The organism is Bathymodiolus japonicus methanotrophic gill symbiont (assembly GCF_019721995.1).
Taxonomy (GTDB): Bacteria; Pseudomonadota; Gammaproteobacteria; order Methylococcales; family Methylomonadaceae; genus Methyloprofundus.
In genome coordinates, this window is sequence record NZ_BLYC01000009.1 from 120,756 (window position 1) to 145,000 (window position 24,245).

Sequence of the window (24,245 nt, forward strand, 5' to 3'; positions counted from 1 at the left end):
TGATAAATAGTTCAAGTTATAACGAACTTCAAGTTTTAACGAACTTCAAGTTTTAACCAAATAAGCTCGGCAATCATCGCAGTATTCCATATTCCACAATGAAATCCATTGTCTTCTGGGCCTTTCTTTATCAACTCAACCAATTTATTTTTCTGGTCTTTAGTTAACTTTGACTTCCGACCACGTCCTTGATAGTGTTGCCCTATTAACCAACCGACACCTTTATCCATGAATGTTTTCAGCCAATTTATAATGGTTTTTTCACAGACTCCCATTAGGCGTGCTATTTCTTTGATTCCCATGCATTCACTGAACCAGAGTAGAGCTTGAGTTAATCGATATAAACGAATATTACTTAGCTTGAGAGCTGTCGCCATATTTTTTTTTAGTCGGTCTACAATTGACTTTGAAAAAGTGAGGGATACCATTTTTGACTGTTTCCGTTAGTGTTGGGACGAAAATTATAAGCCAGTTTCCCCTCTGTCGTTTTTGTTTGTTCGGAAATTAATTTTCTGAAAGTCTATATATGAAAAAAAACAGTCTTTTCATTCGTTTCAAATGCTATTGCCTAAGGGGAATTAAGTAGGGGGTAACTACTCAGCGTACGCTTAAAATCAGGGAAACGGAGCCTAAGCGGAGTGATGATTTTTAGTCTCTGGTAGGCGACAGGGCAATTCGCTGATCCGAAGTGCGCTAGTAGCGCGCGAGGGAGGCAAGAATTGCATTCCGAATAGCCGTCCAGCCATTTGAGGTAGACTTAACTGAGCAGGGTTTTGTGCGTAGTTGAGTAGTTGAGACGGACGCAGGGCGACCAGGGCATCTCCCATTCGCTGCGTAGGCGAATGAATGTTGGTGACAGGAGTCCCAGAATGTTGTGAGGTAGCATGGCGCGCCTGAATAATTAAAAAAGTTCTTGACAGGGTTTTAGTCTGGTTTTTGTGATTTTTAGTAAACTGCCCAACAGTCGATTAATCCACGCTTTATTGCTTCTATCGCTATAGTCATCACAAAATGTCCCCTTAAACATCTACGACCTCGAAGAACTTTTTTATTCGCCTTACAATCGCTTAAAACAAGGAAAATTCGGGATTTAAAACCCATGAGATAATAAGCCTGTCCTTAAAGCAATACAGGTTACCCTTTGAAAATAGACTTCATCGATGTTGATTCCGCAATCAGTCATGCCAAACAGTTACTTGAAACTGAGCGTGATATATCGCCTGCGCTAAAATCAGCACTGGAAGTGATTCTATTATTAGTCACGGTATTACTCAATCGAGTGACACTGAACAGCAAAAATAGCAGTAAACCACCTGCAAGTGATCCCAAACGTAAAAAAGGGAATCGAAAAAAATCAGATAAGCCTTCTGGCGGACAAAAATCGCATGTCGGCACGACACTTCAAAAAATAGATGACCCGGATGAAATCGAGATCATTACCATTGATCGCCGTACCTTGCCAAAAGGGCGATACACGGCAGATGGCTTTGAAACACGCCAGGTATTCGATATTGATATCTCAAGGGTAGTGACAGAATACCAGGCGCAACGGTTGATAAATGGAAAAGGTCAGTGTTTTATCGCTCCTTTTCCAGATGAGGTTACTAAGGCTGCGCAATATGGTAATGGGATAAAAGCCCATGTGGTTTATCTTTCGCAATATCAGTTATTGCCCTACAACCGAATACAGGAGTATTTCGCTGATCAATTAGGTATGCCGATTAGTGAAGGCATAATCAATACCTTGCGATAGCAGTGTTTCAGCGTGAAGATGATAGCTCTGCTGTTCAAATGCCTCAAGCATACTTGTTCGTCTATGCGACTTCAGTGATTCAAAATACGTTGAGTGGGGAAGTAGCTGGCCATAAATCTGTTCATGGTTTGGAGGAAATGGCGACCACTATCGACTACACTGATACAGCGTAATAACCCAAGGCGAATAAAGTCGATATCCTTCAACTCTGGGCATGAACGAGCCCACAAAGGATGACGCTCTGCTAACAGGGCACGTTCCATACTTTCATTGCAGTGTTGGTGAATATGTTCAGAAAGTGGTAGGTCTTTAAGCATGGGATATCCGTTTATGAGGTGATTAAAACGGAAATTTTTAGAAAATTTTTTCGGCAATTGCAAGCTTTATTTGAAATTTTTGTTGTTTTTTTCCGGTGCCTACAGAGTGTCTATTTGCTGTTATAAGTGATAAAATCAAAAAGATGGAAGTTTTCCGGTTTCTGGATCACGGTAATCCACCACGTTAAATTTGATGCCCTTGTTTTCGTACACACTGTATGCTTCAACCCCTGTATTGATCTCATGGCGGGAGTCAAAAGGGATAGACTCAACCAGAGTCGCAATTGAATTCTCTTTTACTCGATGTTCAAGTTTTCAGCTATAACTGGGCTAAGAAAAGTAAATTTTTCCGGCTTTGTTTTATAGGTGATTGATTTACAATGATGTTGATGCTTTCTTTGTCAGTAAAATTATCAATAAAATCAATCAGTTAAAAAACTTGAACATCGAGTTTTAGCATTGAAATCATGCAATTAGCATGTCGTTTCTGCCGATCCCACCAGACAAAGTCGGTGACGGCTTTATCGTAGACATAGAGATGTTTCTGAGAGCTGTTATTTCCCTTGTTTTGCTTTTCAATATGATCTCGTAACACAGGTATTTCTTGATGCCTCTGAGTTCCGTTTGTCACCAGACAAAGAAATCTGAGCAACCCACTTCTGAGATTCAACGCGTAAATCCCCCCGGCTGCATAAACTTTCCCTTGCTGTTTTTTTCAGTATGGCAGGCATGATCAATAAAATGTCCATCCACTGCTTCTATGGTGTATTCGTCAAGTTCCGGGAATGCTTTAAGATAATCAATACCTTGCGATAGCAGTGTTTCAGCGTGAAGATGATAGCTCTGCTGTTCAAATGCCTCAAGCATACTTGTTCGTCTATGCGACTTCAGTGATTCAAAATACGTTGAGTGGGGAAGTAGCTGGCCATAAATCTGTTCATTGGTTTGGAGGAAATGGCGACCACTATCGACTACACTGATACAGCGTAATAACCCAAGGCGAATAAAGTCGATATCCTTCAACTCTGGGCATGAACGAGCCCACAAAGGATGACGCTCTGCTAACAGGGCACGTTCCATACTTTCATTGCAGTGTTGGTGAATATGTTCAGAAAGTGGTAGGTCTTTAAGCATGGGTGATATCCGTTTATGAGGTGATTAAAACGGAAATTTTTAGAAAATTTTTTCGGCAATTGCAAGCTTTATTTGAAATTATTTGTTGTTTTTTACGGTGCCTACAGAGTGTCTATTTGCTGTTATAAGTGATTAAAATCAAAAAGATGGAAATATTCGAGTGGTGCTACATTCAGGTAGGTTATAGGCTGCTTTGTTTAGGTACTTCTTCTTTCAATGGGAACACTGATGATAAACATGGCAAAACCACCTAAAATAAACCTCGATACACCAGCATGGTGTATTTCAGCTACTCAATAATTGGGAAACTTCAGCTTCAGTAATGCCATATCGTTTTAAAATTAAGACCACACTCACCCGTAGCAACCAGTCCCAGGGTATACTTGCTTTACGAAACACCCAGGATAATGCGGCTACTTTGCAATCTCCAAGGCTTGCTCGCTCAAACTTAGCCCAGCAAACAGAGTTCATTATCAGTATGCCCGTTAAACAAGTGCCCAACCAAGCGGCTTGAATCCGTGTCAAAGCGGCTCCGGGTTTTAGCTGATTGAGCGCATCATTTAAATCGTCAATATAGCTTTGGATAAAGGTGGCTGGGGCATTCATTAACATGGGATTACACCGATAAAATTACAACAACCTCAGAATACCTGATTTCACCTTCTCAATATCAAAAACTTGAACATCGAGTATAAAGCAAATTTTTCTGGCTCTTCCTTACAACACTCAACATTTACTAATGCTGATTTAGTCATCAGTGTTCCCATTGAAAGAAGAAGTACCTAAACAAAGCAGCCTATAACCTACCTGAAGGTAGCACCACTCGAATATTTCCATCTTTTTGATTTTAATCACTTATAACAGCAAATAGACACTCTGTAGGCACCGTAAAAAAACAACAAATAATCTCAAATAAAGCTTGCATTTACCGAAGAATTTTTCTAAAAATTTCCGTTTTAATCACCTCATAAACGGATATCACCCATGCTTAAAGACCTACCACTCTCTGAACATATTCATCAACACTGCAATGAAAGTATGGAACGTGCCCTGTTAGCAGAGCGTCATCCTTTGTGGGCTCGTTCATGCCCAGAGTTGAAGGATATCGACTTTATTCGCCTTGGGTTATTACGCTGTATCAGTGTAGTCGATAGTGGTCGCCATTTCCTCCAAACCAATGAACAGATTTATGGCCAGCTGCTTCCCCACTCAACGTATTTTAAATCACTGAAGTCGCATAGACGAACAAGTATGCTTGAGGCATTTGAACAGCAGAGCTATCATCTTCACTCTGAAACACTGCTATCGCAAGGCATTGATTATCTTGAAGCATTCCCGGAACTTGACGAATACACCATAGAAGCAGCGGATGGACATTTTATTGATCATGCCCGCCATACTGAAAGAAACAGCAAGGGGAAAGTTTATGCGGCCGGGGGGATTTACGCGTTGAATCTCAGAAGTGGGTTGCTCAGATTTCTTTGTCTGGTGACAAACGGAACTCAGAGACATCAAGAAATACCTGTGTTACGAGATCATATTGAAAAGCAAAACAAGGGAAATAACAGCTCTCAGAAACATCTCTATGTCTACGATAAAGCCGTCACCGACTTTGTCTGGTGGGATCGGCAGAAACGACATGCTAATTACATGATTTCAATGCTAAAAGAAAATTCAATTGCGACTCTGGTTGAGTCTATCCCTTTTGACTCCCAGCATGAGATCAATACAGGAGTTGAAGCATACAGTGTGTACGAAAACAAGGGCATCAAATTTAACGTGGTGGATTACCGTGATCCAGAAACCGGAAAACTTCACCGGTTTGTGACAACCTTGCCAATGACTATTAACCCTGGAGCCATTGCCATGCTATATTTCAAACGATGGACGATTGAAAAGACATTCAATATCACTAAAAGTAATTTCAAGGAAACTAAAGCTCCGTCTTCCAATACCCGCTCACTTGAAAATCAAATGCGCCTGACTGCAATGAGCTATAATTTAATGCGCGTGTTTGAAGAGATTTCAAAAACACAACAGCCAGAATTGATTCATCCATCGGATAAAAAATATAGCGAGGCTCTGGAGATAAGGCAGCAACAGGCCCAAAAACGAGATCGTTTTGTGAATCCATTATTTTTCCAGGCAAGAATATCTCGTATCAGCTCGTATACCATTCGAGCAGTTCAAAACGCAATAATAACAGGAATGTCTTTACAGTGCTTTATGAGCTCTCTTGTGGCGAGGTTAGTTTCACGGCCTCAATTGATAGGGGAACACTGATGACCTAGAGACTATTTACTTTCAAACTCACCACAACGATCTGTTTTTTCTGCTCGTCATTTAGTTTGCTGATATTTTCACAATCTGCTTTGTGAATGGCGATACCATTGCTATGCGTAATAAAGCCGGTTAAATCATCCCCCGTCTGTGGCTGACAGCACTGTGCAAAATGGGTCAGAATATTATCTGTTCCGGCTACGGTGATTTCCAGTATATTAGTCTGTGCTGAAGCGGCCTGCTTAGCTTTTACCTGCCTTTTCTTTCGCCCGTTTTCAAGCAAGGCATAGTTTAATTGCCGACTATTGATGACATGACGACCCAGAGCAATATATAACTTGTTCATATCAGGCAGCTTAAAGTGCTGTAATAGTTTGAGCTGGTAATCTTTTGTTAGCCCCAGGCGATGTACTTCTTTTTCTAACAGTTGCTGCCCCATCAATAGATGCTGTTCTTTCCCTTGTTGTTTAATCCAGGCTTTTACTTTTTGAATAGCGCGTGGCGTTTTTAAATATGCCAGATTAGGATCAATCCAGTTCGGATTGGGGGCAATTTCATTCGCGGTAAGAATTTCAATCTGCTCTCCGGTTTGCAACGGATAGGTTAAAGGAACGATAGACCCATTAACTTTAGCACCGCGACAGCGATGTCCGACATCAGTATGAATTGCATAGGCAAAATCCAGCGGAGTTGCACCTTTAACTAGGTCAATTAATTGGCCTGTGGGAGTTAACACGTATACTCGGTCGGCAAATAACTCGGTACGAAAATTTGCCAGCAAAGTATCGCCATCTTTTTCTTCGAGCAATTGCCTTAAAGACGCTATACTTTTTTCAGTGGCGATATCCTGTTTGCTACCTTCCTTATAGCGCCAGTGTGCCGCGACCCCAAGTTCTGCAAAGTCGTGCATCTCTTTAGTACGTATCTGAACTTCTATGCGGTTATTTTCAGCATCTAAAATAACCGTGTGCAAAGACTGATAGCCATTATTTTTAGGGTTGGCAATATAATCATCAAATTCTTTAGGAATCGATGTCCAGTGTTGATGCACTAGCCCCAGTATCTCATAGCAGTGCGCTGTTTCCTGCACAATCACCCGCACTGCTAATAAGTCATATAGCTCGTCTATGGGTAAGTTTTTACGCTGCATCTTTTGCCAGATACTATAAATATGCTTGGGACGACCTTTGATTTCCACGCACATGCCGCTGCCACCCACTGTCTGTTGCAATTGCTGGATAAATGTATCGATACACTCTTCCCGGTGTGCACGTTTATTCTCTAATTCTCTGGCGACAAATAAGTGGTTTTCTGGCTCTAAATAGCGAAAAGCATAATCCTCCAGCGCCCATTTTAATTGCCCTTTCCCCAGGCGATTTGCAATAGGTGCATACAAATCCAGGGTTTCCTGAGCGATAAAGTGACGCATTTCCGGCTCTTCCTGAGCTAATTTTTTTAATCTCGCCAAGCGATAAGCCAGCTTGATCAATAGTGCTCGAACATCGTCAGCGGTGGCCAGCGACATGCGCCTGACAATTTCTACTTGCGAGGCCTGTGTTGATATATTTCTGGAGTAAACTTTAAGCGAGTTAATTTCCCTGACATTACTCACTAAGCTGGCAACGACTGTTCCAAACTCAGCTTGCAGCGAATAGTCTAATAGTCGTGAATCACTTAAGATCGCTGCTAATATGGTTTCTAAATCAACATTCAGGCTAAGTAAATTTAATGCAACATCAACACCATGAGGACGATTGGACTCAACATCCTCATAGTCTTCAACTAGCGCAATTGCTCGCTGAATTAAGGCACATTCTTTTTCTGCAAAGCGCGCAAATAAGTCGGCTGTTGAAGGGTGGTAGCTAGGCATATTAAAGCTTGCGCGAAGAGCCCAGGAATGATCTCTATAACTGGTTAAATACGCGTTCAGCCGCAGCTATGGTTGCAGCGATATCTGCCTCACTGTGCGCAGATGAAACAAAGCCAGCTTCAAAAGCTGATGGTGCAAAATACACACCTTCACTCAGCATGCCATGAAAAAATTGCTTGAATAGTTCCTGATCACACTGCATAACCTGAGAAAAGCTGCTGATATTATCCTCCTGAGTAAAAAACAAGCCAAACATTCCACCTACGATATTTATAGACATGCCAATATTTGCAGCAATCGCTTTTGCCTGTATGCCTTCGGCCAGTGTACGTGTTTTTTCAGCCAGTTGCTGATGAAAATTGGCCGCCGATATTAATTCCAGCGTTTTATAGCCTGCAGCCATGGCAACCGGATTTCCGGATAAGGTTCCTGCCTGATAGACTGCACCTACAGGTGCCAGCGATGACATGATTTTATGTGTACCACCAAAAGCACCTACCGGCATTCCGCCACCGATGATTTTCCCTAGGGTAGTCAAGTCAGGCTTAATATTATATAAGCCCTGAGCGCAATGTTTATCAACTCTAAAACCAGTCATCACCTCATCAAAAATCAGAATCGTTGCATATTGATCACAAACCTCGCGCAATGTTTGCAGAAAGCCAGCAGCCGGAGGAATACAGTTCATATTTCCGGCAACTGGCTCAACAATGATTGCAGCAATTTGCTCACCCATTTGTGCAAATGCTTGCTTAACCGAGTCACTATCATTATAAGTCAGGGTAATCGTATCTTCTGCCACCGCAGCAGGAACCCCTGGTGAACTAGGTACGCCTAACGTTAATGCACCGGAACCGGCTTTAACTAATAAAGAATCTGAATGACCATGATAACAGCCCTCAAATTTAACAATCTTATCCCGCCCAGTATGCCCTCGCGCAAGACGAATGGCACTCATAGTTGCCTCTGTGCCAGAACTCACCATACGTACCTGTTCAATCGATGGCACTAATTTACAGATCTTTTTTGCCATTAATGTTTCTAGCTCAGTGGGCGCTCCGAAACTAAGTCCTTTTGCTGCCGTTTCATTAACAACATCTAGCACATCCTGATGCGCATGACCTACTATCATCGGCCCCCAGGAACCTACATAGTCTATATATTGTTTACCCTCCGAGTCATATACATAAGCACCTTTGGCATGATCTATATAAACAGGTGTACCTCCGACACCACTAAAGGAACGTACAGGTGAATTAACACCACCAGGTATAACGGTTTTCGCTTCGGAAAATAAACTAGCAGAATCAGTCATATTATTACCTTTATGAAATTAAAGAACTGAAGTTTCCCAATTATTGAGTAGCTGAAATACACAATGCTGGTGTATCGAGGTTTATTTTAGGTGGTTTTGCCATGTTTATAGCAAACCCCTACTTAATTCCCCTTAGGCAATAGCATTTGAAACGAATGAAAAGACTATTTTTTTTCATATAGTTGTAGCATAGTTTCAATTTTACCATAAATAATTATTGGGAAACTTCAGATTAAAGAATAGTTTGTATATGTTAGAACACGATATAGGATGAGATTTCATTCGTTTCAGTAATTCGTTCACCTACGCAGCGAATAGGAGATGCTCCAGCCGCCCTGCGTCCGCCACAGACTGAGCACAAAGCAGCTCAGTCATGGCTACCACAAATGGCTCTACGGCTATTCGGGATAAAATTTTAGCCTCCCTCGCGCGCTATCGCGCACTTCGGATTGGCAAATTTCCCTGCGCCTTCTGGAGACTATCAGCCCTTCCGGGGCTGACAGCGATAGCAAAAAAAGATCGGCCTATTAAGCCTGAACGTGACAGTGCCTACCCGACCAAAACAGAGATTGCATTAGGCTTATTAAAAGAGTTTAAAGTTGCGCATAGCCTGATTAAAATTAAAGGCGTACTGGCTGATGCGCTGTTCGGGGAGTCGCTATTTTTGCGAAAGCTTGTTTTGGGCATCCCAGCCCAAGCAAGCAGCAAAAACTTAACGCGACCACTTATGCCTCCGGCGGCCCCGATTCGTCCTCGTCACCTCGTCCCGACCCAACAAGGGGTCGGAACATAGGCTCCAAATGACTTGACGCCGTGTCGGATGGCCTTTTATTTTGTCTCCACCTTCGCTAACGCTCAGACTCCGACAAAACAACGGCCCTACGGCTATCGCGGACTAAAAATCATCACTTCGCTTAGGCTACGTTTCCCTGATTTTCAGCGATGGTGAAAAAGCCTTTATGGACGAAGCCGCTAAGGAATCTGGAGGCTCGCAGGTGATTAGCCAATTACGTAAAAACCAAAATATTGAATATAGAGGTAGAATAAGGTCAGTCGAGAGCTGCTTTAATTCGATTAACAAAGGCATTGATCAGATAATACGTGTACGTGGCGGCAAAGAGATTAAAGTGACTGTCAGCAGTGCACGATTAAAGGTGAGTTCTCACAGTAAAAAACGCTTTGTCATTGCCTTAAAATATGACGGTGAAAACGACTATCGCTATTTACAGGCGCGCCATGCTACCTCACGAAATTCCGGGACTCCTGTCGCCGTAATTCGTTCACCTACGCAGCGAATAGGAGATGCTCCAGCCGCCCTGCGTCCGCCACAGACTGAGCACAAAGCAGCTCAGTCATGGCTACCACAAATGGCTCTACGGCTATTCGGGATAAAATTTTAGCCTCCCTCGCGCGCTATCGCGCACTTCGGATTGGCAAATTTCCCTGCGCCTTCTGGAGACTATCAGCCCGTCCGGGGCTGACAGCGGTGGCGACAGACCTGACTTGGCGCACACAAGATATTATTCAAGCCTATACGTTGAGATGGCTGATTGAGGTTTTCTTTGAGGACTGGAAGCTTTATGAAGGATGGGGGCGTGAGGCCAAACAATTAGATGAAGAGGGGTCAAGCCGTGGCCTGATTCTGAGTCTTTTGTTTGACCATTGCCTTCTCCTTCACCCAGAGAAAATAGCCCGCATTGAAAGCAAACTACCTGCGTATACCGTCGGGGAGTCGCTATTTTTGCGAAAGCTTGTTTTGGGCATCCCAGCCCAAGCAAGCAGCAAAAACTTAACGCGACCACTTATGCCTCCGGCGGCCCCGATTCGTCCTCGTCACCTCGTCCCGACCCAACAAGGGGTCGGAACATAGGCTCCAAATGACTTGACGCCGTGTCGGATGGCCTTTTATTTTGTCTCCACCTTCGCTAACGCTCAGACTCCGACAGAATAACGGCCCTACGGCTATCGCGGACTAAAAATCATCACTTCGCTTAGGCTCCGTTTCCCTGATTTTCAGCGTAGGAAGCTTACAGCGCAAGTCTCAAATGGATGTACTGCTTGAGTTCATCACGTCATTGCTAGAGTTTCCAGATCCTGGTGATAAGCTGAAAGAGTTAGGTGAATTAATAAAGGATGTGTTTCAACTGATGCCATCAGGAAAACATATGATTGGCAGAGATTTAGGGCGCTTAGGTCCAACAGCATCATTAAAGTATTGTTCTGCTGGGTGAAGGTAAGAGTTTGATGGCAATGGGATGGAAAAACTTGAACATCGAGTGTTAGGATATTAGCATGCAATTTAGACCTTTACTACTGTCTTGTTTTTTTGTCAGTAACTACTCAGCGAAGCTGAGTAGTTCAATGAAATTATAAAGCAAATTCAGGTAACTTTCCCTCAAAGACCAAGGTCATTGCCTGAGTTGAACTTAGACCTTGTTTACGGCACGTTGATAAATACCCTCTGACACGACAAAATATCTCTGCACCCTTGGTACTACGAAAGCAGCCGGATATTTTCTGTTGAACCTTGGTCATCCGAATCGAATTTTCTGCGGCATTATTGGTAAATGGCACCCAGGTATTTGTCATGAAGCGCAAGACATCCTCTTCATAATTAATCAGCCTTTCCAGTAAGTTTCTAGCTTTACTGCGTTTTATTCGCTCCCGTTTTACTTCTTTAGGCTTATCGGGTGGTGGGCATTCGATCTCCGCTTTGCCAAGTAATTCTCTGTATTGTACCTTCCATTTTTCTGCTTCTTTATGTAGTAGCATGCCACCTGCTTCATTGACGGCATCATTCATTTTTTCAAGTAGTCGTTTCATTTCAAGCGCCCACTCCTGTTTATCCTGCTCCCAGGCGCGCGTTAATTCCCTCAAATGATGTGCATTACAAAGCGAATGAGTACAATCATATTTATAGTAGGGCTTCCAATGATCATGACATAAAATCCCATGAAAATGGGGTAAAATACCAATGTCATTCATTGCCTCTGTGCCACGTTTGGCATGGGGAAAGAAGTGTGTCCACTGAACATTGGAGGCCCCATGTAGCCAATGGCGCTTACCATTAATATTAATGCCTGTTTCATCCGCATGAATGCACGCTGATTCGACTAAGTGTTCTTTACTGATAGTTTCAAACCCAGCCAACTTCTCATAGGCCAGTTCATTGAAATTATAGATAGAGCCTTCACTAATCGGCATACCTAATTGATCAGCGAAATACTCCTGTATTCGGTTGTAGGGCAATAACTGATATTGCGAAAGATAAACCACATGGGCTTTTATCCCATTACCATATTGCGCAGCCTTAGTAACCTCATCTGGAAAAGGAGCGATAAAACACTGACCTTTTCCATTTATCAACCGTTGCGCCTGGTATTCTGTCACTACCCTTGAGATATCAATATCGAATACCTGGCGTGTTTCAAAGCCATCTGCCGTGTATCGCCCTTTTGGCAAGGTACGGCGATCAATGGTAATGATCTCGATTTCATCCGGGTCATCTATTTTTTGGAGTGTCGTGCCGACATGCGATTTTTGTCCGCCAGAAGGCTTATCTGATTTTTTTCGATTCCCTTTTTTACGGTTGGGATCACTTGCAGGTGGTTTACTGCTATTTTTGCTGTTCAGTGTCACTCGATTGAGTAATACCGTGACTAATAATAGAATCACTTCCAGTGCTGATTTTAGCGCAGGCGATATATCACGCTCAGTTTCAAGTAACTGTTTGGCATGACTGATTGCGGAATCAACATCGATGAAGTCTATTTTCAAAGGGTAACCTGTATTGCTTTAAGGACAGGCTTATTATCTCATGGGTTTTAAATCCCGAATTTTCCTTGTTTTAAGCGATTGTAAGGCGAATAAAAAAGTTCTTCGAGGTCGTAGATGTTTAAGGGGACATTTTGTGATGACTATAGCGATAGAAGCAATAAAGCGTGGATTAATCGACTGTTGGGCAGTTTACTAAAAATCACAAAAACCAGACTAAAACCCTGTCAAGAACTTTTTTAATTATTCAGGCGCGCCATGCTACCTCACAACATTCTGGGACTCCTGTCACCAACATTCATTCGCCTACGCAGCGAATGGGAGATGCCCTGGTCGCCCTGCGTCCGTCTCAACTACTCAACTACGCACAAAACCCTGCTCAGTTAAGTCTACCTCAAATGGCTGGACGGCTATTCGGAATGCAATTCTTGCCTCCCTCGCGCGCTACTAGCGCACTTCGGATCAGCGAATTGCCCTGTCGCCTACCAGAGACTAAAAATCATCACTCCGCTTAGGCTCCGTTTCCCTGATTTTAAGCGTACGCTGAGTAGTTACTTTTGTCATTCCTCTTATAAACGGCTGCTCAATTTCTGCCAGTTCAACAAGTTCAGAGAGCTCATCTGATAGTTCAGGCAGTAGTTCAGATTCTTCTTCCTCAAGTACCAGTAGCTCTTCATCCGAAGATGAAAAAGAACGGGGAGTCGCTATTTTTGCGAAAGCTTGTTTTGGGCATCCCAGCCCAAGCAAGCAGCAAAAACTTAACGCGACCACTTATGCCTCCGGCGGCCCCGATTCGTCCTCGTCACCTTGTCCCGACCCAACAAGGGGTCGGAACATAGGCTCCAAATGACTTGACGCCGTGTCGGATGGCCTTTTATTTTGTCTCCACCTTCGCTAACGCTCAGACTCCGACAAAATAACGGCCCTACGGCTATCGCGGACTAAAAATCATCACTTCGCTTAGGCTCCGTTTCCCTGATTTTCAGCGTATGAAGATCAAATAATGGACTATACTACAGCCTATCACATCAGTGTTCCCATTGAAAGAAGAAGTACCTAAACAAAGCAGCCTATAACCTACCTGAATGTAGCACCACTCGAATATTTCCATCTTTTTGATTTTAATCACTTATAACAGCAAATAGACACTCTGTAGGCACCGTAAAAAAACAACAAATAATTTCAAATAAAGCTTGCAATTGCCGAAAAAGGTTTTCTAAAAATTTCCGTTTTAATCACCTCATAAACGGATATCACCCATGCTTAAAGACCTACCACTCTCTGAACATATTCACCAACACTGCAATGAAAGTATGGAACGTGCCCTGTTAGCAGAGCGTCATCCTTTGTGGGCTCGTTCATGCCCAGAGTTGAAGGATATCGACTTTATTCGCCTTGGGTTATTACGCTGTATCAGTGTAGTCGATAGTGGTAGCCATTTCCTCCAAACCAATGAACAGATTTATGGCCAGCTGCTTCCCCACTCAACGTATTTTAAATCACTGAAGTCGCATAGACGAACAAGTATGCTTGAGGCATTTGAACAGCAGAGCTATCATCTTCACGCTGAAACACTGCTATCGCAAGGCATTGATTATCTTAAAGCATTCCCGGAACTTGACGAATACACCATAGAAGCAGCGGATGGACATTTTATTGATCATGCCTGCCATACTGAAAAAAACAGCAAGGGGAAAGTTTATGCGGCCGGGGGGATTTACGCGTTGAATCTCAGAAGTGGTTTGCTCAGATTTCTTTGTCTGGTGACAAACGGAACTCAGAGACATCAAGAAATACCTGTGTTACGAGATCATATTGAAAAGCAAAACAAGGGAAATAACAGCTCTCAGAAACATCTCTATGTCTACGATAAAGCCGTCATCGACTTTGTCTGGTGGGATCGGCAGAAACGACATGCTAATTACATGATTTCAATGCTAAAAGAAAATTCAATTGCGACTCTGGTTGAGTCTATCCCTTTTGACTCCCAGCATGAGATCAATACAGGAGTTGAAGCATACAGTGTGTACGAAAACAAGGGCATCAAATTTAACGTGGTGGATTACCGTGATCCAGAAACCGGAAAACTTCACCGGTTTGTGACAACCTTGCCAATGACTATTAACCCTGGAGCCATTGCCATGCTATATTTCAAACGATGGACGATTGAAAAGACATTCAATAACACTAAAAGTAATTTCAAGGAAACTAAAGCTTGGTCTTCCAATACCCGCTCACTTGAAAATCAAATGCGCCTGACTGCAATGAGCTATAATTTAATGCGAGTGTTTGAAGAGATTTCAAAAACACAACAGCCAGAATTGATTCATCCATCGGATAAAAAATATAGCGAGGCTCTGGAGATTAGGCAGCAACAGGCCCAAAAACGAGATCCTTTTGTGAATCCATTATTTTTCCAGGCAAGAATATCTCGTATCAGCTCGTATACCATTCGAGCAGTTCAAAACGCAATAATAACAGGAATGTCTTTACAGTGCTTTATGAGCTCTCTTGTGGCGAGGTTAGTTTCACGGCCTCAATTGATAGGGGAACACTGATGGCCTATCTAAGCATCGCTGAATATGACCGTTTTGCTTTTTTAAAAGGCATTTCTGAAAATGGAATGACTAACTGGGAAGGCGATGAAATAACCATGATAGGTATAGGTCGGGGATTAAGAAAATCAGGAATGACCGGCAGTGTCTATGAGACATACAAGAAAAGTATAGCAGGCTCTAACGAATTTAGATTATTAAACATACAAAAAGGCTATGACATGCAATAAAGGCGAATAAGCAGAAAAATTATTGATATTTCATTCAAGTATCAATGTATTTTTTTGTGGTTTTTGTCATAATACGTCTGTTTATCAAATCATGTAACTCTCTCCCTCAAAACTAAGGATGTTGGCATGCAAATTAAATCTTTTTTAATCTCTTTCATTATTATTGGTCTTGCACAAGGCTGCTCTTTTTCATATAGCTCCAAGAGCTCTTCTAAAAGCTCCGCAAGTAGTTCTAAATCCAGTTTCTCGAGCTCTAGCAGCCCATCATCGTCCTTAACTGATGAGGAAAGATATCAAGAAGACATCATTGATTACACGACTGCTTATCTAGACAGCGAAGCATTTGACCGCTCCACATTTGGTAAAGGAATCAGTGAAATTGCAGCCGCAAATGGAGTTACCTCATGGGAGCATGATGAAGCAACTCTTATCGCCATTGGGCGCGGTTTAAAAGAAGCTTATCTTTCAGAGGGGGTCTACCAGACGTATAAAAGCAGCATAGCAGATGCTAACCCACTTGCAATGGGTATAATTCAGAAAGGGTATGATCAGTAATAAGCATTAACTACTATTCAAAAACGTGCCTAATCAACAGAGCATTTACTTGCGCCTATTATTAGGCCCGTTTTTTTACTTATTCTGCATTTCTACTCTCACAGCAAAACCTCTACACTATCTTTATATTAATGCCCGTGAAGGCCTCGCTAGTGGGGGACATACTGCGTTACGTTTCGATGATGTGACCTTCCATTTTCAGCATTATAATGGTGGTATTATTCGCCTAGTTAAACAAGCTAGTATTGATTTCAACTTCCATTATCGTTATTTAGACAATAGAACCATACACCAGGCAACGGTAGAACTAAATGATGACCACTACAAGCAATTACGCCATTATTTTAACCGGCATTTATTGCAACAAAAACAACAAGATAATTTACTCAATGAAATTAACCTGAATATAGTTTTGTTAGAAAAACAAGCCGAGAATCCTTTATTAAGCATCAAAGGTGCAGGCCTGTTTGATAATAATGCTGTGCCGCGTGAAATAGAAGCTTCTACCATCCATAGTCTTCATAAAAAGATAACGCAAAAATATGGTGCTGCATTTCTCTCTAAACAAATACAACACCTTGAAGCAGAGCTATTGACCCTGCAACCTCAACCCTGGCCTAAAGATTCACTGCAACTAAGTGACAATTCTTTTTTACCTGCCCCTTATTCTTTTGCCAGCCAACATATAGACATCGTTAGTAAACTGTTATTTTTACATACCATTAATAAAAGATTTCCCTTAGATAAAAATCACTATTTTATTCCTGAACAGCCCAGCTTTACACTATCTCAATCTGAATTAGCTCAATTAACAATATTTCAAAATACATTAGTCAACAACTTAATTGACTTACTAAATTCCAGGCGCCCTGACTGGGGTAGTGCCGCTTTTACTCTTTATGCCCGTATATTAAGTCTCTCGCTTACTATCGATTCAGGCAGCTTCGTTTTCCTGGATAGTTTCCCTGATGAAAGCTATAGCATCCCTTATGCTGAAGTAAATAATTATAGAACCTTATTAATAGAGCAAAAAAATCAGGCCTTAACCAGGTTTGTTCATCGCAAAGGTCAATTTTTTACTGCACCTCTAGCTATTACAGAAAAAGATTACAGCCGCCTTGAAATGTTGAGTAACCGCTATTATGAACGCGAACGCGGTCTAGCAGAAAACCATAGCATCAAAGTTACTGGCGAACAATTATTACCCACAAAATCCATCCCTTTACCTGGTCATCTATTTACTACACTGACATCAGATCAATCAAGGAATGCTTTACAAAGACTAGCGCATTATCAACAACATATATCCCGACAAATGAATGCGTTGTATCACTATGATTTATTCACACGTAACTGCGTGACCGAAATTTTTAGCACAATAGATAAAGCTAATATTGATGATAAATACATACACGAAATAGAACAATTAGCTGATACTAACCTAATAGCTTTTATACCTTTCGGTTCATTTCATAGCCTTTCAACCAACTACCGCAGGCTCACATTACCTTCCTTCCGTCACCAGAAACTAGTAGACATGTACCAGCAAGAAAATGATCTCTTGGTGTATTTACGCGAATTTAATACCCTGAGTGCACAAGATTACAAATTTAATGACCAGGATTCTGCATTTCTATTTTTTACTGATGACAAAATCTGGGATCGACCTCTATTAGGAGCACTTAATTTACTAACTGCTACAACTGTTAGTATCTATGGCAGTCTTTCGTCTCCTTTCGACTCGGGCACCACATTAAAAAGTGGTGTAATGGGCATGATAATGAGCCTGCCTGAGCTGGCTTTTTTCAATATCCGTAAAGGCAGTTATAAACATTTAAGCTTTCCTGACAACTGAGATCAGTCCAGTAATTTTATAGCACCGACCAGGTTCTTATTAAGTGATATTTCGCAAAGGTAAAAACCTGTAAAAGTTTTGCCCAGTTTATTTTATGCCTGCTCTCAGTAGTGATAAGATACCTGCATGCCGGAACTAACAACGCTAAAATTAATTGAACGTATCAGTACCTTGCTGAGGGCTGAGCAACGCAAGAAATATTCAGCTTTAGGACTGCAACCCGTGCATGTCCAGACCCTTGACTATTTAGCCAGTTGCAATCGATTTAGTGATACACCCGCTGCGGTTACCGATTACCTCGGTTTAACTAAAGGTACCGTGTCGCAAACCCTTCAGGTGCTTGTGCGTAAGGGTTACCTGGAAAAACAACAAGACACCGTCGATAAACGCATCGTGCACCTGAAAATATTAACACCAGGGCAGGAGCTACTCAAAAGTATCACTCCTTTTGACGTATTTACCAAAGCCGAACAGGCCATTGCCAATAAGCAGTTTGACTCTATCAGTGCCGCTCTTTATGAAGCATTGGTCGCCTTACAAAATGTCAATGGCACAAGTAATTTTGGCCAATGCAAGAACTGTATTACCTTCAGTGAACAAGATGACCATTACTATTGCTTATTAATGCAGCAACCTCTACAGCAGGATGATATAGAAAAAATTTGTCGTGAATATATCTCTGTTACCAATTCTGGCCTAGTCTAAGCACTAGACTTTATTTACTTAATTATTTAGGAATTAAAATGTTTGATCCACAATCTATTGATGATATCGCCTCGCGTCTAAGTGACGCCATTCCACCAGGCCTTTCTAACCTAAAAGAAGATATGGAGAAAAATTTCCGCGCTATTTTACAAAGCGCCTTAGGCAAGATGGACTTAGTGACTCGCGAGGAATTTGAAGTACAAAAAGGTGTCTTAGCCAAAACACGCTCAAAACTTGAAGACCTTGAACAGCGTGTTGCAGAAATGGAGCAACAACTTATTACCAAGCCAAATAAGTAAAAGACAGCTGGAGCGAATGTGTGCTGTGTGTTCGCTCCATACTATGCATAGCAAATGCCTTATTTCATTTGCATAATCCTCTGCGCTAAACCACCGGAACGCTCAACCTTGCGTTGTAGCGTTGCTAAAAACACCTCCTTGTTAGCTAATATCTTTAGTGATTCCTTGGCTCGGGTAATGCCTGTATAAATTAGCTCCTTGGTTAACACAGGGTTGATAGACTCAGGTAATACCAGTAACACCTCATTAAACTCGGAGCCCTGACTTTTATGTATGGTCATCGCGTACACAGTTTCACAATATGGTAGCCGGGCAGGCACATATTTTTTTACTGCACCATCTGGCATTAAGAAAAACACCATTAATTGCCCACCACATTCAGTATCTGGCATACAGACACCTATATCGCCGTTATACAAACGCAATGCCGGATCATTGTGAGCAATCATAACGGGGCGACCACTATACCACTCCCCACTACTTTTAATGAGTTTTCTAGCTCTTAGCTGCTGCACAACACGGTGATTAATATCAGCGACACTATTCACACCCTGACGCGTTGCACATAGCACCTGAAATTCATTAAATGCAGAAAAACAATGTTTATACTCGGCTCCTTCCGTTATTAACTGTAAATAGGCTGTTTGATGATGACTTATATAATCGATTAAATCCTGTTTTAATAAACATAGCTGAGCTGTGTCTTGTGCCAGTAACTCCCATGCATCCTGCTCACGTCGCTGATTAACTGCATCTGAAAATGTTTTTATATAACCTGAGAACCGATAGGATTTTTTAAGTTCCTGTGTGTACTCTGGTAATGCAAACGTTAAATCAGCCAACACCGCTCCTGTTTCAACTGATGCCAGCTGATCCTTATCCCCTAATAAAATCAATCGATTACCTTGTTTTAACGCACTAACTAATTTACTCATAAGCGCTAAGTCTATCATCGATACTTCATCGATCACGACTATATCAAAGGGCAGGGGGTTATCAATATTATATTTAAAATATGGTGAGGCTGGCCTTGCACCTAATAAGCGATGCAGCGTAGACACCTGATCAGGGATAACCTGCTTAATTAATTCAGAGCAGGGTAATGATTTTTTGCTTTGGCCGATAGACTCTTGCAGCCGCATCGCGGCTTTTCCTGTGGGAGCAGCTAATGCAATATTCAGTGGCTGAGGCGATAACTCTTGCAATAACGCAAGAATTTTAACCACCGTGGTAGTTTTTCCAGTTCCCGGGCCACCTGTAATGATTGTAAAAGGATATTGAACCGCCCGTAGTGCAGCTTTTTTTTGCCAGTCGATATCATCAGCATTATTTGGAAAATACTGTTCAATGATATTTTCCAGCTCTGTTGATAGGCTATTGCCACTACTCAGGGTAATGATTTTGTCAGCCAATTGACACTCGTAGCTCCAGTAGCGCTGCAGATACAACCTGTTGTTTTCCATCACTAAAGGGTGCTTTCCAGATTCATCAGCCATACCTGATGCCAATACAATTTTTTGATCAGTTTCACTTAACTCAATACAGCTATGTCCCTGGCTTTGAGCATAAGATAGCTGCGCAATAATAGCTTTAAACTGTTTTGATTGTTCAGAATCTAAGACACTTAATTGAGTTAGAAACCTGGCAAAAGCATAATCTAAGCGGCTTGATAATGTTTCATCTTGCATATAAACCAGCCTGAATATTTTCGTAGGGCGCGGCTTTAGCCGGCCCAATCGCTGCAAACATAATAAAGGCTGGCTAAAGCCACGCCCTACAAGGTACTGTTTGATATTGTACAACAAAGTTCGAAGCAAAAAAAAACCCATTCTGGTTAAAGAATGGGTTTTAATATTAAGAGCTTGGCAATTCCCTACTTTCACATGGATAAATCCACACTATCATCGGCACTAAGCGGTTTCACTTCCGAGTTCGAGATGGGATCGGGTGGTTCACGCTCGCTATGGTCACCAAGCAATCGGTGTTGATTGACTAGCTTTGATGTTTACCTTGTGCGGTATGTCTCTCGCTATCAATCGTCTCTTATTCAGCTTGTGGCTAAATAATTGGAAATCTGTGTCTGAGTTTAAGAGTCTTCGCTCTCTTACAGTAAAAACGTCTTGTCGCTTTCATATAACTCAAACAGGTAAAACCTATTTGGTGTTATATGGTCAAGCCTCACGGGCAATTAGTACCAGTTAGCTTCACTCATTACTGAGCTTCCACACCTAGCCTATCAACGTTGTAGTCTTCAACAACCCTTCAGGGAACTTTAAGTTCCAGTGAGATCTCATCTTGGGAGGGGCTTCCCGCTTAGATGCTTTCAGCGGTTATCCTGTCCGAACGTAGCTACCGGGCAATGCCATTGGCATGACAACCCGAACACCAGTGGTTCGTCCACTCCGGTCCTCTCGTACTAGGAGCAGCTTCCCTCAAATCTCAAACGCCCACGGCAGATAGGGACCGAACTGTCTCACGACGTTCTGAACCCAGCTCGCGTACCACTTTAAATGGCGAACAGCCATACCCTTGGGACCTGCTTCAGCCCCAGGATGTGATGAGCCGACATCGAGGTGCCAAACACCGCCGTCGATATGAACTCTTGGGCGGTATCAGCCTGTTATCCCCGGCGTACCTTTTATCCGTTGAGCGATGGCCCTTCCATTCAGAACCACCGGATCACTATGACCTACTTTCGTACCTGCTCGACTTGTCCGTCTCGCAGTCAAGCACCCTTATGCCATTGCACTAAACTCCTGATTTCCGACCAGGATTAGGGTACCTTCGTGCTCCTCCGTTACTCTTTGGGAGGAGACCGCCCCAGTCAAACTACCCACCATACACTGTCCCCAACCCCGATAAGGGGCCTAGGTTAGAACTTCAAACATACCAGGGTGGTATTTCAAGGGTGACTCCACCACATCTAGCGACATGGTTTCATAGTCTCCCACCTATCCTACACAAGTAGGTTCAAAGTCCAGTGTAAAGCTATAGTAAAGGTGCACGGGGTCTTTCCGTCTAGCCGCGGGTATACGGCATCTTCACCGCAATTTCAATTTCACTGAGTCTCGGCTGGAGACAGTGTGGCCATCGTTACGCCATTCGTGCAGGTCGGAACTTACCCGACAAGGAATTTCGCTACCTTAGGACCGTTATAGTTACGGCCGCCGTTTACCGGGGCTTCGATCAAGAGCTTCTCCGAAGATAACCCCATCAATTAACCTTCCGGCACCGGGCAGGCGTCACACCCTATACGTCCACTTTCGTGTTTGCAGAGTGCTATGTTTTTGATAAACAGTCGCAGCCACCAATTTATTGCAACCTTCTTCTGCTCCACCCGCAGGGGCTTCACATACAAAAGGTGAACCTTCTCCCGAAGTTACGGTTCCATTTTGCCTAGTTCCTTCAGCCGAGTTCTCTCAAGCGCCTTAGAATTCTCATCCCACCCACCTGTGTCGGTTTGGGGTACGGGTTGTTTTAACCTGATGCTTAGAGGTTTTTCTTGGAAGCAGGGCATCAATCACTTCGTTTTTCACAAGGAAAAACTCGTCATCACGCCTCAGCATTAAGAGTCCGGATTTTCCTAAACTCTCTGCCTACACGCTTAAACTTACATTTCCAACAGTAAGCTGATCTAGCCTTCTCCGTCACCCCATCGCAGTTAGAACAAGTACAGGAATATTAACCTGTTTTCCATCGACTACGCCTTTCGGCCTCGCCTTAGGTCCCGACTAACCCTGCGTCGATTAGCGTTGCGCAGGAAACCTTGGGTTTTCGGCGTGGGGGTTTTTCACCCCCATTATCGTTACTCATGTCAGCATTCGCACTTCCGATACCTCCAGCCAACTTCTCAGTTAACCTTCGCAGGCGTACGGAACGCTCCTCTACCACCTCCGTTTATAAATAAACGTCGATCCGTAGCTTCGGTACTATGCTTAGCCCCGGTAAATCTTCCGCGCAAACCGACTCGACCAGTGAGCTATTACGCTTTCTTTAAAGGATGGCTGCTTCTAAGCCAACCTCCTGGCTGTCTGGGCCTTTTCACATCGTTTCCCACTGAGCATAGATTTTGGGACCTTAGCTGACGGTCTGGGCTGTTTCCCTTTTCACGACGGACCTTAGCACCCGCCGTGTGTCTCCCGTGCTGAAACTTGTTGGTATTCGGAGTTTGCAACGGTTTGGTAAGTCGGGATGACCCCCTAGCCGTAACAGTGCTCTACCCCCAACAGTTATACACGAGGCTCTACCTAAATAGATTTCGAGGAGAACCAGCTATCTCCGGGCTTGATTAGCCTTTCACTCCGATCCACAGCTCATCCGCTCATTTTTCAACATAAGTCGGTTCGGTCCTCCAGTAGGTATTACCCCACCTTCAACCTGGCCATGGATAGATCGCCCGGTTTCGGGTCTACACCTTGCGACTATACGCCCTATTAAGACTCGCTTTCGCTACGCCTCCCCTTCTCGGTTAAGCTTGCCACAAAATGTAAGTCGCTGACCCATTATACAAAAGGTACGCAGTCACCCCGCCCCTAAATTACTCTAGAGTTGGTTTGATTCTGTCCATTAGATTTCGCTTCCCACTTCCGTGATGCTTGATGCGATATTCTCGCTTTCTTGCTCCACTGAGTGTTAAAAACGCTTCATAATAGACTACTCGCCATTGATTACTTTGGGTTGCTTTGTTGTTTCCTGCGTTATGTGACTTTAGTCTTTCTCGCAAGTCGCTTGTGCATCCATAATAAAACTTCCCTTTATCTTCTATACTTTGCAACACATAAAAATAATGCATCAGCTTCCTTTTTTAAAGTAATTTAGGGGCGGGGCTCCTACTGCTTGTACGCATACGGTTTCAGGATCTATTTCACTCCCCTCTCCGGGGTTCTTTTCGCCTTTCCCTCACGGTACTAGTTCACTATCGGTCGATAAGGAGTATTTAGCCTTGGAGGATGGTCCCCCCCATCTTCAGTCAACGTTTCACGTGCATCGACCTACTTAATATGTCAAAAAAGAGTTTTCGTGTACGGGGCTATCACCCTGTATCGCGCGACTTTCCATACGCTTCCACTAACTCTATTCTGTTCGGCTGGTCCCCGTTCGCTCGCCGCTACTTAGGGAATCTCAATTGATTTCTTTTCCTCGGGGTACTTAGATGTTTCAGTTCTCCCGGTTCGCTTCTATACTCCTATGTATTCAGAGTATGATAATGACCTTATGGTCATTGGGTTTCCCCATTCGGAAATCCGCGGGTCAAAGTTTGCTTGAAAACTCTCCGCGGCTTATCGCATCCTACAACGTCCTTCTTCGCCTCTTATCGCCTAGGCATCCACCGTATGCGCTTATTCACTTGACCATATAACCCAAATACGTCTTACACAGCTCGCGCTTTTCGCACGTCTGAATTATATGTTCACTGACATTTTCGCTTTTTCTGCTTGAGAACTCATTTAATAGTTGACTCCGCTTCACTTTGGGCTTTCGCTTCGGTGTCGCTTCGTCGCTTTTAAACTCGTTTGAAACTTTTTTGGTTTATAATTTTTGCTAGTTTGATTATCTTTCAATAATCACCTTAACTTTAATAATAAATTATTAAGTTACTTTAC

The 24,245-nt window shown here is 42.9% G+C and carries 24 protein-coding genes, 2 rRNA genes and 1 pseudogene; 14 read left to right on the forward strand and 13 right to left on the reverse strand.

Features of this window, described 5'->3' with window-relative positions:
• Positions 1–35 precede the first annotated feature (35 nt).
• Complete coding sequence (locus tag K6984_RS14075; protein ID WP_221896100.1) at positions 36–428, reverse strand: helix-turn-helix domain-containing protein; 393 nt, start codon at positions 426–428, stop codon at positions 36–38.
• 201 nt (positions 429–629) lie between these two features.
• Entirely contained in the window at positions 630–827 is a 198-nt protein-coding gene (locus tag K6984_RS14080) for a hypothetical protein (protein ID WP_221894617.1), read from the reverse strand.
• A gap of 314 nt (positions 828–1,141) precedes the next feature.
• On the opposite strand from K6984_RS14080, the gene K6984_RS14085 reads away from it, so the two are divergent.
• A complete protein-coding gene (locus K6984_RS14085; protein WP_221896101.1) occupies positions 1,142–1,753 on the forward strand; it encodes a DUF6444 domain-containing protein in 612 nt (203 codons plus the stop codon).
• 71 nt (positions 1,754–1,824) lie between these two features.
• Here the strand turns inward: K6984_RS14085 and K6984_RS14090 are convergent, their stop codons facing one another.
• The 4 genes from K6984_RS14090 to K6984_RS14105 form a co-directional block, all read right to left on the reverse strand.
• Entirely contained in the window at positions 1,825–2,070 is a 246-nt protein-coding gene (locus K6984_RS14090) for a hypothetical protein (protein WP_221896102.1), read from the reverse strand.
• A gap of 430 nt (positions 2,071–2,500) precedes the next feature.
• Entirely contained in the window at positions 2,501–2,740 is a 240-nt protein-coding gene (locus tag K6984_RS14095) for a hypothetical protein (protein ID WP_221896103.1), read from the reverse strand.
• Positions 2,737–3,204 (reverse strand): hypothetical protein, encoded by a 468-nt coding sequence (locus K6984_RS14100; RefSeq protein WP_221896104.1) that lies wholly within the window; start codon positions 3,202–3,204, stop codon positions 2,737–2,739. The genes K6984_RS14095 and K6984_RS14100 overlap by 4 nt, the downstream gene beginning before the upstream one ends.
• A gap of 285 nt (positions 3,205–3,489) precedes the next feature.
• Positions 3,490–3,816 carry a hypothetical protein gene (locus K6984_RS14105; RefSeq protein WP_221896105.1) on the reverse strand — a complete coding sequence of 109 codons (327 nt, stop codon included), beginning with the start codon at positions 3,814–3,816 and terminating at the stop codon, positions 3,490–3,492.
• Between the two features lie 372 nt (positions 3,817–4,188).
• Between K6984_RS14105 and K6984_RS14110 the strand changes: the two genes are divergently transcribed.
• On the forward strand, positions 4,189–5,487 hold the full coding sequence (locus K6984_RS14110) for a transposase (protein ID WP_221896106.1): 1,299 nt from the start codon (positions 4,189–4,191) through the stop codon (positions 5,485–5,487).
• Between the two features lie 4 nt (positions 5,488–5,491).
• On the opposite strand, the gene K6984_RS14115 is transcribed toward K6984_RS14110, so the two are convergent.
• Both K6984_RS14115 and hemL read right to left on the reverse strand, forming a co-directional pair.
• The gene (locus K6984_RS14115; RefSeq protein ID WP_221896107.1) at positions 5,492–7,354 is read right to left on the reverse strand and encodes a RelA/SpoT family protein; all 1,863 of its coding nucleotides are present in this window, start codon (positions 7,352–7,354) and stop codon (positions 5,492–5,494) included.
• Positions 7,355–7,388: 34 nt separating this feature from the next.
• The gene (hemL, locus tag K6984_RS14120) at positions 7,389–8,669 is read right to left on the reverse strand and encodes a glutamate-1-semialdehyde 2,1-aminomutase (RefSeq protein ID WP_221896108.1); all 1,281 of its coding nucleotides are present in this window, start codon (positions 8,667–8,669) and stop codon (positions 7,389–7,391) included.
• Between the two features lie 373 nt (positions 8,670–9,042).
• Between hemL and K6984_RS14125 the strand changes: the two genes are divergently transcribed.
• Positions 9,043–9,462 carry a hypothetical protein gene (locus K6984_RS14125; protein WP_221896109.1) on the forward strand — a complete coding sequence of 140 codons (420 nt, stop codon included), beginning with the start codon at positions 9,043–9,045 and terminating at the stop codon, positions 9,460–9,462.
• Positions 9,463–9,489: 27 nt separating this feature from the next.
• Positions 9,490–9,618 carry a hypothetical protein gene (locus K6984_RS33555; RefSeq protein WP_263458729.1) on the forward strand — a complete coding sequence of 43 codons (129 nt, stop codon included), beginning with the start codon at positions 9,490–9,492 and terminating at the stop codon, positions 9,616–9,618.
• 270 nt (positions 9,619–9,888) lie between these two features.
• Here K6984_RS33555 and K6984_RS33560 read toward each other — a convergent pair whose 3' ends face one another.
• Positions 9,889–10,011: a hypothetical protein gene (locus K6984_RS33560; protein ID WP_263458757.1), complete on the reverse strand. Its 123-nt coding sequence runs from the start codon at positions 10,009–10,011 to the stop codon at positions 9,889–9,891.
• Between the two features lie 144 nt (positions 10,012–10,155).
• On the opposite strand from K6984_RS33560, the pseudogene K6984_RS36240 reads away from it, so the two are divergent.
• Together K6984_RS36240 and K6984_RS14135 are read left to right on the forward strand one after the other, a co-directional pair.
• Positions 10,156–10,407, forward strand: a pseudogene (locus K6984_RS36240) (IS701 family transposase); the annotation flags it as partial.
• Positions 10,408–10,714: 307 nt separating this feature from the next.
• Entirely contained in the window at positions 10,715–10,900 is a 186-nt protein-coding gene (locus K6984_RS14135; protein WP_221895029.1) for a hypothetical protein, read from the forward strand.
• A 136-nt stretch (positions 10,901–11,036) separates the two neighbouring features.
• On the opposite strand, the gene tnpC is transcribed toward K6984_RS14135, so the two are convergent.
• The gene (gene tnpC / locus K6984_RS14140; RefSeq protein ID WP_221896110.1) at positions 11,037–12,446 is read right to left on the reverse strand and encodes an IS66 family transposase; all 1,410 of its coding nucleotides are present in this window, start codon (positions 12,444–12,446) and stop codon (positions 11,037–11,039) included.
• 314 nt (positions 12,447–12,760) lie between these two features.
• On the opposite strand from tnpC, the gene K6984_RS14145 reads away from it, so the two are divergent.
• The 8 genes from K6984_RS14145 to ubiK all read left to right on the forward strand — a co-directional run bounded on the left by K6984_RS14145 (position 12,761) and on the right by ubiK (position 18,642).
• Positions 12,761–12,958, forward strand: coding sequence for a hypothetical protein (locus K6984_RS14145; RefSeq protein WP_221894617.1), 198 nt, complete (start codon positions 12,761–12,763; stop codon positions 12,956–12,958).
• 195 nt (positions 12,959–13,153) lie between these two features.
• A complete protein-coding gene (locus tag K6984_RS33565) occupies positions 13,154–13,282 on the forward strand; it encodes a hypothetical protein (protein ID WP_263458596.1) in 129 nt (42 codons plus the stop codon).
• Positions 13,283–13,702: 420 nt separating this feature from the next.
• Positions 13,703–15,001 (forward strand): transposase, encoded by a 1,299-nt coding sequence (locus tag K6984_RS14150; RefSeq protein WP_221896111.1) that lies wholly within the window; start codon positions 13,703–13,705, stop codon positions 14,999–15,001.
• A complete protein-coding gene (locus tag K6984_RS14155; RefSeq protein ID WP_221896112.1) occupies positions 15,001–15,228 on the forward strand; it encodes a hypothetical protein in 228 nt (75 codons plus the stop codon). The genes K6984_RS14150 and K6984_RS14155 overlap by 1 nt, the downstream gene beginning before the upstream one ends.
• 126 nt (positions 15,229–15,354) lie before the next feature.
• The gene (locus tag K6984_RS14160) at positions 15,355–15,783 is read left to right on the forward strand and encodes a putative lipoprotein (RefSeq protein WP_221896113.1); all 429 of its coding nucleotides are present in this window, start codon (positions 15,355–15,357) and stop codon (positions 15,781–15,783) included.
• Positions 15,784–15,832: 49 nt separating this feature from the next.
• Entirely contained in the window at positions 15,833–17,638 is a 1,806-nt protein-coding gene (locus K6984_RS14165; RefSeq protein ID WP_221896114.1) for a DUF4105 domain-containing protein, read from the forward strand.
• 126 nt (positions 17,639–17,764) lie between these two features.
• Positions 17,765–18,343, forward strand: a complete 579-nt coding sequence (locus K6984_RS14170; RefSeq protein WP_221896115.1) for a MarR family winged helix-turn-helix transcriptional regulator — start codon at positions 17,765–17,767, stop codon at positions 18,341–18,343.
• Positions 18,344–18,381: 38 nt separating this feature from the next.
• On the forward strand, positions 18,382–18,642 hold the full coding sequence (gene ubiK, locus K6984_RS14175) for a ubiquinone biosynthesis accessory factor UbiK (protein WP_221896116.1): 261 nt from the start codon (positions 18,382–18,384) through the stop codon (positions 18,640–18,642).
• Between the two features lie 59 nt (positions 18,643–18,701).
• Here ubiK and recD read toward each other — a convergent pair whose 3' ends face one another.
• The 3 genes from recD to K6984_RS14190 form a co-directional block, all read right to left on the reverse strand.
• The gene (gene recD / locus K6984_RS14180) at positions 18,702–20,330 is read right to left on the reverse strand and encodes an exodeoxyribonuclease V subunit alpha (RefSeq protein ID WP_221896117.1); all 1,629 of its coding nucleotides are present in this window, start codon (positions 20,328–20,330) and stop codon (positions 18,702–18,704) included.
• A 172-nt stretch (positions 20,331–20,502) separates the two neighbouring features.
• A 5S ribosomal RNA gene (rrf, locus tag K6984_RS14185) occupies positions 20,503–20,617 on the reverse strand.
• 192 nt (positions 20,618–20,809) lie between these two features.
• Positions 20,810–23,995: ribosomal RNA gene (locus K6984_RS14190) — 23S ribosomal RNA — on the reverse strand.
• Positions 23,996–24,245 lie beyond the last annotated feature (250 nt).

Bases quoted from the DNA above. Each gene is read 5' to 3' on its own strand.
- K6984_RS14075 (WP_221896100.1), bottom strand. From the start codon at position 428: ATGGTATCCCTCACTTTTTCAAAGTCAATTGTAGACCGACTAAAAAAA.
- K6984_RS14080 (WP_221894617.1), bottom strand. From the start codon at position 827: ATGGGAGATGCCCTGGTCGCCCTGCGTCCGTCTCAACTACTCAACTAC.
- K6984_RS14090 (WP_221896102.1), bottom strand. From the start codon at position 2,070: ATGCTTAAAGACCTACCACTTTCTGAACATATTCACCAACACTGCAAT.
- K6984_RS14100 (WP_221896104.1), bottom strand. From the start codon at position 3,204: ATGCTTAAAGACCTACCACTTTCTGAACATATTCACCAACACTGCAAT.
- K6984_RS14105 (WP_221896105.1), bottom strand. From the start codon at position 3,816: ATGTTAATGAATGCCCCAGCCACCTTTATCCAAAGCTATATTGACGAT.
- K6984_RS14110 (WP_221896106.1), top strand. From the start codon at position 4,189: ATGCTTAAAGACCTACCACTCTCTGAACATATTCATCAACACTGCAAT.
- K6984_RS14115 (WP_221896107.1), bottom strand. From the start codon at position 7,354: ATGCCTAGCTACCACCCTTCAACAGCCGACTTATTTGCGCGCTTTGCA.
- hemL (WP_221896108.1), bottom strand. From the start codon at position 8,669: ATGACTGATTCTGCTAGTTTATTTTCCGAAGCGAAAACCGTTATACCT.
- K6984_RS14125 (WP_221896109.1), top strand. From the start codon at position 9,043: ATGGCTACCACAAATGGCTCTACGGCTATTCGGGATAAAATTTTAGCC.
- K6984_RS33555 (WP_263458729.1), top strand. From the start codon at position 9,490: ATGGCCTTTTATTTTGTCTCCACCTTCGCTAACGCTCAGACTCCGACA.
- K6984_RS14135 (WP_221895029.1), top strand. From the start codon at position 10,715: ATGGATGTACTGCTTGAGTTCATCACGTCATTGCTAGAGTTTCCAGAT.
- K6984_RS14145 (WP_221894617.1), top strand. From the start codon at position 12,761: ATGGGAGATGCCCTGGTCGCCCTGCGTCCGTCTCAACTACTCAACTAC.
- K6984_RS14150 (WP_221896111.1), top strand. From the start codon at position 13,703: ATGCTTAAAGACCTACCACTCTCTGAACATATTCACCAACACTGCAAT.
- K6984_RS14155 (WP_221896112.1), top strand. From the start codon at position 15,001: ATGGCCTATCTAAGCATCGCTGAATATGACCGTTTTGCTTTTTTAAAA.
- K6984_RS14160 (WP_221896113.1), top strand. From the start codon at position 15,355: ATGCAAATTAAATCTTTTTTAATCTCTTTCATTATTATTGGTCTTGCA.
- K6984_RS14170 (WP_221896115.1), top strand. From the start codon at position 17,765: ATGCCGGAACTAACAACGCTAAAATTAATTGAACGTATCAGTACCTTG.
- ubiK (WP_221896116.1), top strand. From the start codon at position 18,382: ATGTTTGATCCACAATCTATTGATGATATCGCCTCGCGTCTAAGTGAC.
- recD (WP_221896117.1), bottom strand. From the start codon at position 20,330: ATGCAAGATGAAACATTATCAAGCCGCTTAGATTATGCTTTTGCCAGG.